This window comes from Burkholderia sp. Ac-20345 (assembly GCF_017104825.1).
GTDB lineage: Bacteria > Pseudomonadota > Gammaproteobacteria > Burkholderiales > Burkholderiaceae > Burkholderia > Burkholderia lata_B.
Window position 1 is genome coordinate 1 of the sequence record NZ_JAAGPO010000305.1, and the last position, 8,007, is coordinate 8,007.

The 8,007-nt window shown below is 68.1% G+C and carries 9 protein-coding genes and 1 pseudogene; 1 reads left to right on the top strand and 9 read right to left on the bottom strand.

Going from position 1 to position 8,007, the window contains the following annotated elements; translation table 11 throughout:
• The 9 genes from G3O06_RS44935 to flgB all read right to left on the bottom strand — a co-directional run.
• The coding region (locus tag G3O06_RS44935) for a rod-binding protein (RefSeq protein ID WP_205819935.1) at positions 1–485 on the bottom strand (485 nt) is incomplete at its 3' end.
• Entirely contained in the window at positions 486–1,670 is a 1,185-nt protein-coding gene (locus G3O06_RS44940; protein ID WP_174918190.1) for a flagellar basal body P-ring protein FlgI, read from the bottom strand.
• On the bottom strand, positions 1,670–2,362 hold the full coding sequence (gene flgH, locus G3O06_RS44945) for a flagellar basal body L-ring protein FlgH (protein ID WP_174974447.1): 693 nt from the start codon (positions 2,360–2,362) through the stop codon (positions 1,670–1,672). The genes G3O06_RS44940 and flgH overlap by 1 nt, the downstream gene beginning before the upstream one ends.
• 20 nt (positions 2,363–2,382) lie before the next feature.
• Positions 2,383–3,171: a flagellar basal-body rod protein FlgG gene (gene flgG, locus G3O06_RS44950; protein ID WP_174974445.1), complete on the bottom strand. Its 789-nt coding sequence runs from the start codon at positions 3,169–3,171 to the stop codon at positions 2,383–2,385.
• Between the two features lie 34 nt (positions 3,172–3,205).
• Entirely contained in the window at positions 3,206–3,964 is a 759-nt protein-coding gene (flgF, locus tag G3O06_RS44955) for a flagellar basal-body rod protein FlgF (RefSeq protein ID WP_174918193.1), read from the bottom strand.
• A gap of 19 nt (positions 3,965–3,983) precedes the next feature.
• A complete protein-coding gene (gene flgE, locus G3O06_RS44960) occupies positions 3,984–5,225 on the bottom strand; it encodes a flagellar hook protein FlgE (protein WP_174918194.1) in 1,242 nt (413 codons plus the stop codon).
• A 33-nt stretch (positions 5,226–5,258) separates the two neighbouring features.
• Positions 5,259–6,008 (bottom strand): flagellar hook assembly protein FlgD, encoded by a 750-nt coding sequence (locus G3O06_RS44965; RefSeq protein WP_174918195.1) that lies wholly within the window; start codon positions 6,006–6,008, stop codon positions 5,259–5,261.
• A 55-nt stretch (positions 6,009–6,063) separates the two neighbouring features.
• Complete coding sequence (gene flgC, locus G3O06_RS44970; protein WP_174918196.1) at positions 6,064–6,489, bottom strand: flagellar basal body rod protein FlgC; 426 nt, start codon at positions 6,487–6,489, stop codon at positions 6,064–6,066.
• Positions 6,490–6,529: 40 nt separating this feature from the next.
• Positions 6,530–7,018 (bottom strand): flagellar basal body rod protein FlgB, encoded by a 489-nt coding sequence (flgB, locus tag G3O06_RS44975; RefSeq protein WP_174918197.1) that lies wholly within the window; start codon positions 7,016–7,018, stop codon positions 6,530–6,532.
• Positions 7,019–7,222: 204 nt separating this feature from the next.
• Here flgB and G3O06_RS49455 point away from each other — a divergent pair.
• A pseudogene (locus G3O06_RS49455) lies at positions 7,223–8,007 on the top strand (flagellar biosynthesis protein FlgA); the annotation flags it as partial.

An 8,007-nucleotide genomic window follows, 5' to 3' on the forward strand; every position in this document is an offset into this window, starting at 1 on the left:
TAGTAGCCGCGCGTGCCGGCGAGCCCGCCGTTGTTGGCCGAGTTCGCGTAGGCCTTCGCCATCGCGTTCATCGCGGCGAGACCGCCTTCGTTACCGGACGCGCCGAAGCCGTCCGCGCCCAGGCCGGCCGCGCCGACGTCGGCCGCCGTTTCGCTGCCCGCGCCCTGCCCCGCATTGCGCAGCAGCTGCTTCATCAGCGCGTCGGCCACGCCGATCCCGCGCGTCGACATCTGCTGCGCGAGCTGCTGGTCGAGCATCGACGTGTACATCTTCGACGTATGCGAATCGAACAGCCCGCCGTCGGGCGATGCGTCGCGCATGCTCTTGAGCATCATCTGCGTGAACATCGCGTCGAACTGGCCGGCGACCGCCTTCGCACCGGCCTGCGGCGACTGCTTCGCCTGCGCGCGCAGGGCGTCGAAACCCTGCACGTCGAGCGCAAAACGCTGCGTGAGGTCGTTCGCGTTCGGGAGACTGGCTGCCATTTAGATGATCTCCAGGTCGGCGCGCAGCGCGCCGGCGGCCTTCATCGCCTGCAGGATCGACATCAGGTCCGCAGGCGTTGCGCCGAGCGTGTTCAGCGCCTTCACGACGTCGGCGAGATTCGCGCCGGCCGTCACCATCTTCAGCGCGCCGTTATCCTGCTTGAGCTGGATCTGCGACTGCTGCGCCACCACCGTCTGCCCGTTCGAGAACGGCCCCGGCTGCGACACGACCGGCTGCGTGTTGACGACGACCGACAGGTTGCCGTGCGCGACCGCGCAGCTCTGCAGCGTGACCATCTGGTTCATCACGATCGAGCCGGTGCGCGCGTTCAGGATCACCTTCGCCGCGGCCTTGTCCGGGCTGACGTCGAGGTTCTGCAGCCGCGCCATGAACGCGACCTGCTGCGCCGAATCGGCCGGCGCGGCGAGCTGGATCGTGCGGCCGTCGAGCGCCGTCGCGGTGCCCGGGCCGAAGCTCGAGTTGACCGCGGACACGATCCGCTGCGCGGTGCCGTAGTCCATGTCGTTCAGTTGCAGCTGCAGCACGCCGTTCATCTGCGCGATCGCGTTCGGCACGCTGCGCTCGACGATCGCGCCGCCGACGATCCGGCCGGCCGAGAGCTGGTTCACCTGCACGCGGCTGCCGTTCGCGCTGGCGCCGGCACCGCCGACCGCCATGTTGCCCTGCGCGAGCGCATAGACCTGGCCGTCCGCGCCTTTCAGCGGCGTCAGCAGCAGCGTGCCGCCGCGCAGGCTCTTCGCGTTGCCGAGCGACGACACGGTGACGTCGAGCGCCTCGCCCGGCCGCGCGAACGGCGGCAGCGTGCCGGTCACCATCACGGCCGCGACGTTCTTCAGCTGCATGTTGCTCAGCTGCGACGCGCCACCGTTGGCCGAACCGTTGTTGATCGAGATGCCGAGGTTCGCGAGCATGTTCGCGAGCGTCTGCGTCGTGAACGGGGTCTGCATCGTCTGGTCGCCCGTGCCGTCGAGGCCGACGACGAGGCCATAGCCGATCAGCGGGTTGTCGCGCACGCCCTGGATCTGCACGAGATCCTTCAGGCGTTCCGCGTGCGCCGGGGCCGCACCGAACATGCAAGCCACGGCCGCGAACGCGACGGCGAGCCGCACGGCGGCATGCGCGCGGGCCGACAGGTGGTCGAGAAGCGTCTTCTGCATCGTCATCACCACGGCGCGATGTTGAGGAAGAAGCGCTGCAGCCAGCCCATCGTCTCGGCTTCGTTGATATAGCCCTTCGCCGAGTATTCGATCTTCGCGTCGGCGACCTGCGTCGAGTAGACGGAGTTCGCGCCCGAGATCGTGTTCGGGTTGACGACGCCCGAGAAGCGCACGAATTCGTTGCCCTGGTTGATCAGCATCTGCTTCTCGCCGCTGACCACGAGGTTGCCGTTCGGCAGCACGCCGGTGACGGTCACCGTGATCGTGCCGTTGAACGTGTTCGCCGCGCTCGCGCCGCCGGTCGACGCGAACTTGTTGTTGCCGGTCGCCGACAGGTTCGCCTTCGCGAACAGCCCGCCAAGGAAGCCGGCCGTCGGCACGTTGAAGTCGGTGTTGCCCTGCCGGTTCGTGTTCGCGCCCGACGACTTGGTCGCGTTGATGTTCTCCGCGATCATGATCGTCAGGATGTCGCCGACGTTGCGCGGCCGCTGATCCTCGAAGAGCGGCCGCCCCGCGTAGCCGGGGTTGTAGATCGAGCCGGGCGCCTGCATCGACATCGGCGCCGGCGGCTGCGCCGTCATCGGCTGCTGGATGATCGGATCGCGCGGAATCTGCGCGCAACCGGCGGCGAGCGCCGCCACCGCGACCGCGCATGCGGCGCGGACGGTGGCTGACGGGAGGAGGCGAACCTGCTTCATGGCGACGACGGGTGTTCCGGTTAGCTCTTCATCTGCGTGACGGTCTGCAGCATCTGGTCGGACGTCGTCACGGCCTTGCTGTTGATCTCGTAGGCACGCTGCGTCTGGATCATGTTGACGAGCTCCTGCACGACGTTCACGTTCGACGCTTCGACATAGTTCTGGCTGAGCGTGCCCGCGCCGTTCAGGCCCGGCTGCGACACGTTCGGCGCACCCGACGACGTCGTCTCGGAGAACAGGTTCTCGCCGCGCGCTTCAAGACCGGCCGGGTTGATGAAGGTCGCGACCTGCAGCGAGCCGATCTGCACCGAATTGGTCGAGCCCGCCTGCGTGATCGTCACGACGCCATCCTTGCCGATCGTCAGCGACGTCGCGTTCTGCGGGATCGTGATCGCCGGCAGGATCTGGTAGCCGCTCGACGTGACGAGCTGGCCCTGCGCGTTGGTCTGGAACGAGCCGTCGCGCGTGTACGCGTTCGTGCCGTCCGGCATCACCACCTGGAAGAAGCCCGCGCCGTTGATCGCGACGTCCTTCGAGTTGCCGGTCTGCGTGAGGCCGCCCTGCGTGTACAGGCGCTCGGTCGCAACCTGCTGCACGCCGGTGCCGAGCTGCAGGCCCGACGGCAGCTCGGTCTGCTGTGTCGAGTTCGCGCCGGGCTGGCGGATGGTCTGGTACAGCAGATCCTCGAACACCGCGCGCGACGCCTTGAAGCCGTTCGTGCTGGTGTTCGCGAGGTTGTTCGAAATCACGTCCATCTGCGCCTGCTGCGCATTCATGCCGGTGGCGGCAATGTAGAGCGAACGGTTCACTTGTAAGGTCTCCTGCGTGGGCTGGCGCGGGCGCTCAGCTGAAATTGAGCAGCTGGTTCGCCGACTGCTCGTTCTGGTCGGCCGTCTGGATCAGCTTCGACTGAAGCTGGAACGCGCGCGCGTTGTCGATCATCGCGACCATCGCGCTCACCGGGTTGACGTTGCTGCCTTCGAGCGAATTCGGCGCGACGACCACGTTCGGGTCGGCGTCGGCCGGATTGCCGTCGGCGGTGCGGAACAACCCGTCGTTGCCGCGCGAGAGCGTGGTCGGATCGGGATTGACGAGCTTCATCTGGTCGACGATCGCGACCGCCGTCGGCGGGTCGCCCGGCATCAGCGCGGAAATCGTGCCGTCCTTGCCGATCGTCACTTCCGCGTTCGGCGGCACCGAGATCGGGCCGCCGTTGCCGACCACCGGCAGGTTGCTCGCGTTGACGAGCTGGCCGTTCTGGTCGACGTGCAGGTTGCCGGCGCGCGTGTACGCCTCGCTGCCGTCGGCCGCCTGCACCGCCAGCCAGCCCGCGCCCTGCACGGCGACGTCGAGCGGGTTGCCGGTGCGCGTGATCGGACCCGGCGCGTAGTCGGCGCCGGGCGTCGATGCGAGCACGTAGGTGCGCGTCGTCGTCGGGTCGATCGTGCTGCCGTCGCCGAAGTTCATCGGCACCGCGCGATAGGTCGCGAGTTGCGCGCGAAAGCCCGTCGTCGACGCGTTCGCGAGGTTGTTCGCGACGATCGCCTGCTGGTCGAGCGACTGCGACGCACCCGTCATCGCCGTGTAGATCAGTCGGTCCATGGCTGCCCGTTATCCGCGCTTACAGGTTGATGAGCGTCTGGTCGACGGTCTGCTGCGTCTTGATCGTCTGCGCGTTCGCCTGGTAGTTGCGCTGCGCGGTGATCAGGTTGACGAGCTGCGACGTGAGGTCGACGTTCGAGTTTTCCAGCGCGCTGCCCTGCAGCGTGCCGTGGTTCGTGCTGCCCGGCGCCGAGATCTGCGGCACGCCCGACGCGGAACTTTCCGCATACTGGTTGCCGCCGAGGTTCACCAGCCCGTTCGGGTTGTTGAAGTTCGCGAGCGCGATCTGGCCGAGCACGGCGGTCTGGCCGTTCGAGTAGTTGCCGGTCAGCTTGCCGTCGGCGCCGATCGTGTAGGTCGTCAGCGTGCCGCTCGCGTAGCCGTCCTGCGCGAGGTTGTTCACGCCGTCCTTGCCGCCGTACTGCGTCGTGCCGGTCAGGTCGAGCGTGAGGCTCTGCGGCGTCGCCGAGCCGTCGGTGTTCGGCACGGTGAACTGGAACTGGCCGACCGACGTGGTCGGCGTGGGCGGCGTGCCCGTGGTCGTGCTCTGGATCGTGCCCGACGAATTGAAGTTGACCGTGCCGAGGTCGGTCGTGGCGCCGCCCTGCACGCCCGCGTACGCTTCCCACGTGCCGGCCGCCGACTTCACGAAGTACATGTTGACCGCCTGCGAACCGCCGAGCGAGTCGTACACCTGGATCGACGTCGAGTAGTTGTACGTCGTGTTGTCGGTCGCGCTGAACGGCGTCTTGGTCGGCACCGTGTCCTGCGAGTTCAGGTTGAACTGCGCGGAGATCTTGGTCGTCGCGGTCGGTGCGATGTTGGTCGTCGGCGCCTGCAGCGGCACGGTCTGCGCGGTGTTGACCACGCCGCCGTTGTTGGCTGCGTAGCCCATCAGGTTACGGCCTTGCGAGTCGATGATGTAGCCGTTCTTGTCGCGCTGGAACGTGCCGTCGCGCGAGTACGTCGTCACGCCGTTGTTCGACATCTGGAAGAAGCCGTTGCCATTGATCGCGACGTCGAGCGACGAGTTCGTCGTGTTGATCGTGCCCTGGCCGAAATTCTGCTCCACCGCGTTCAGCGACGTGCCGATACCGATCTGCGTGTTGGTCGACGTCGCGACCGAGTTCGCGTACATGTCCGCGAACTGCGCGGTGCTCGACTTGAAGCCGACCGTGTTCGCGTTCGCGATGTTGTTGCCGATCACGTCGAGCGCGTTCGATGCACCCGAGAGGCCGCTCAGACCCTGTTGATAACCCATTTCGGTCTCCGTTTCGAGATTGCTCGATCAGTATCAGTTGGAGGTGGTGCCGCTGCCGGACGAAGACGACGCGGTGTTCGGGAAAATCGATGCAACCTGGGTCAGCCCCACCGTCGTGCCGTTCGACAGCACGAGCCCCGCCGTGCCGTCCGCCTGCTTGATCACGCTCTGCACGGTCGACGCCGCGAGCGTCGTGGCCGGCTGCGGCGTGCCGTTGCTGTCGGTGTACGACGCGCTGACCGTGTACTTGCCGTCCGGCAGTGCGTTGCCGGCCGAGTCGGTCGGCGTCCAGTTGAACGGCACGGTGCCGGCCGACTGCGCGCCCGCGTTGATCGTGTTCACCACGGTGCCCGCCGCGTTCTTCACGGTAATCGTCAGGTTCGACACCGCGCTCGACAGCGACACGCCGAACGGCGACGCCGCGCCGCTCTTCACCGCGACCGCGTTGCCCGGCGCGAGCACGTTCGTGCCGATCAGCAGCGCGGCCTGCGTCTGCTGGCCGGCCGTGAGCTGCGTCGACAGCGACGTGAGCGACGTGTTCAACTGCGCGATGCCGCTCACCGTGTTGATCTGCGCGAGCTGCGACGTCATCTGCGAGCTGTCGACCGGGCTGGTCGGGTCCTGGTTCTGCAACTGCGTGACGAGCAGCTTCAGGAACGTCGCCTGCAGGTCGCTCGCCGACGTGCCGTTGGTCGACGACACTTTGTTGGTGTTCATCGTGTCGGTCGGCAGGTTCGACACGTTGGTGCCGTTGCTGCCGATCGTCGTGCTGGAGGAAGTCATCCTGGGTGGCCTTCTGTCGAAACTTTCGGGTCTGTAAGGTCGGTCGGCGCGCGGCTTACGAGCCGATCGTCAGCGTCTTGAGCATCAGCGTCTTCGCGGTGTTCAGCGTCTCGACGTTGGCCTGGTACGAGCGCGACGCCGAGATCATGTTCACCATCTCCTGCACCGGGTCGACGTTCGGCATCTGCACGTAGCCGTTCGCGTCGGCGGACGGGTTCGACGGGTCGTAGGTCGACTTCATCGGCGACGGGTCGTCCATCACCTTCGTCACGCGCACGCCGCCCACGCCCTGGCCGGACGTGGTGCGCGCGCCGCCGATCGGGTCGGTCGCGAACACGACCTGCTTGGCCTTGTACGGCTTGCCGTCGGGGCCGGTCGCGCTGTCGGCGTTCGCCAGGTTCGACGCGGTGACGTTCAGGCGCTGCGACTGCGCGGACAGCGCCGAGCCAGCGACGCCGAAGATGTTCATCAACGAAGGCATGGAAGCTCCTTTTGCTCGGATTCGGAGGCGATGCGCGCCGTCACTGGTTCGTCGTGATCGCGGCGATCATCGCCTTGATCTGCTGGGTCATCACGGTCATCCCGGTCTGGTAGTGCAGCGCGTTGTTCGCGAACTGCACGCGCTCGACGTCGAGATCGACCGTGTTGCCGTCGAGCGCCGGCTGCAGCGGCATCCGGTATTGCGCACGGCCGTAGTCGTCCGACGGGCCGCCCGTCGGGATCAGCTTCGCGGTGCCGGCCATGTGGCCCGCCGCCGTCGACACCATCGACATGCCGCTCGTCACGCCGGCCGGCTGCGCCATCGGCAGTTGCGCGGCGTTGCTCGGCGCGAGGCCGCCGCCCGTCTGCTTCAGCGAGCGCGCGAGCGTCGACGCGAAATCGACGTCGCGGGCCTGGTAGCCGGGCGTGTCGGAGTTCGCGATGTTCGACGACAGCAGTTCCTGCCGGTAGGCACGCACGTCCAGCGCCTGTCGGCCGAACGCGAATTCCGCATCGAGTTTGTCCAGCATGTGTGCCTCTCTCCGTATGAAGCGCTGCACGCCCCTCGCGCCGGATGGCGACCCGAGAGGCTTTTTTCCATGACAGCGATGGTAGGCGTCCGACGCAACCGGCAATCGGGCGAATAACGCGGCAAAGGCCCCCTCTATTCATCGTTTGCGCGACGGCCCCGCTCCCTAGAATGCGAAGCGGAGCAACGGATCGGGGATACGGCGATGACTGGCAACGCACTTCGCGGCAGGAACGGGCGGCTCACGCACGTCCGGCGTGCGTTTGCGCTCGCCGCGGCGCTGTGGACCGCCGCCCCGGCCGCGCACGCGGACGACGGGATGATCGTGATTCCGGGACGCGGCGAGACGGCCGAAACCGCGCTCGCGCATGCCAATGCGGCGAACGGCGGGCAGTTCGGCGGGAATGCGGCGATGGCGCCGGGTTCGGGCCTGGCGCCGGACACGGGTCGCGCGACGAGCGGCACGGGCGCCGCCGCCGGCGCGTCCGGCACCGGCTACGCGGCACAACCGGCCGGCACGATGGTCGTGACGACCGTCCCGCCGCCGGCTCCCGCGCCAGCCCCTGCGCCTCGCCCCGCCTACGCCGCCGCCCGTGCGAACGAAGGCGCCGGATACGGCGCGCCGCGCGCCCCCAATCCGCACGCGATCGCGACGGTCGTCGCCGGCACCGCCGAGCCCGCATCGAAGACCGCACGGCCGGCCCCGCAGCCGGCGATCGCCGCGCGCCTGGCGGCGGCCCGCGCCGCGTCAGCCGCGCCGGCGCCGCGCACCGCACCGGTTTCCACGAACCCGGCCCCGGCGGCCAATGCCGCCAACGCGGCCCAGCCCGCGACGCCGCCCGGCCAGCAGGATCCCGAGTCGATCCGCCGCGCGGCCCTCGCGTTCCTGCAGCAGCAGACCGCGGGCCTGCCCGGCAAGACCACCGCGACGGTCACGACCGCGTTTCCGCGCGGGCTCGCCGCGTGCACGACGCTCGAACCGTTCATGCC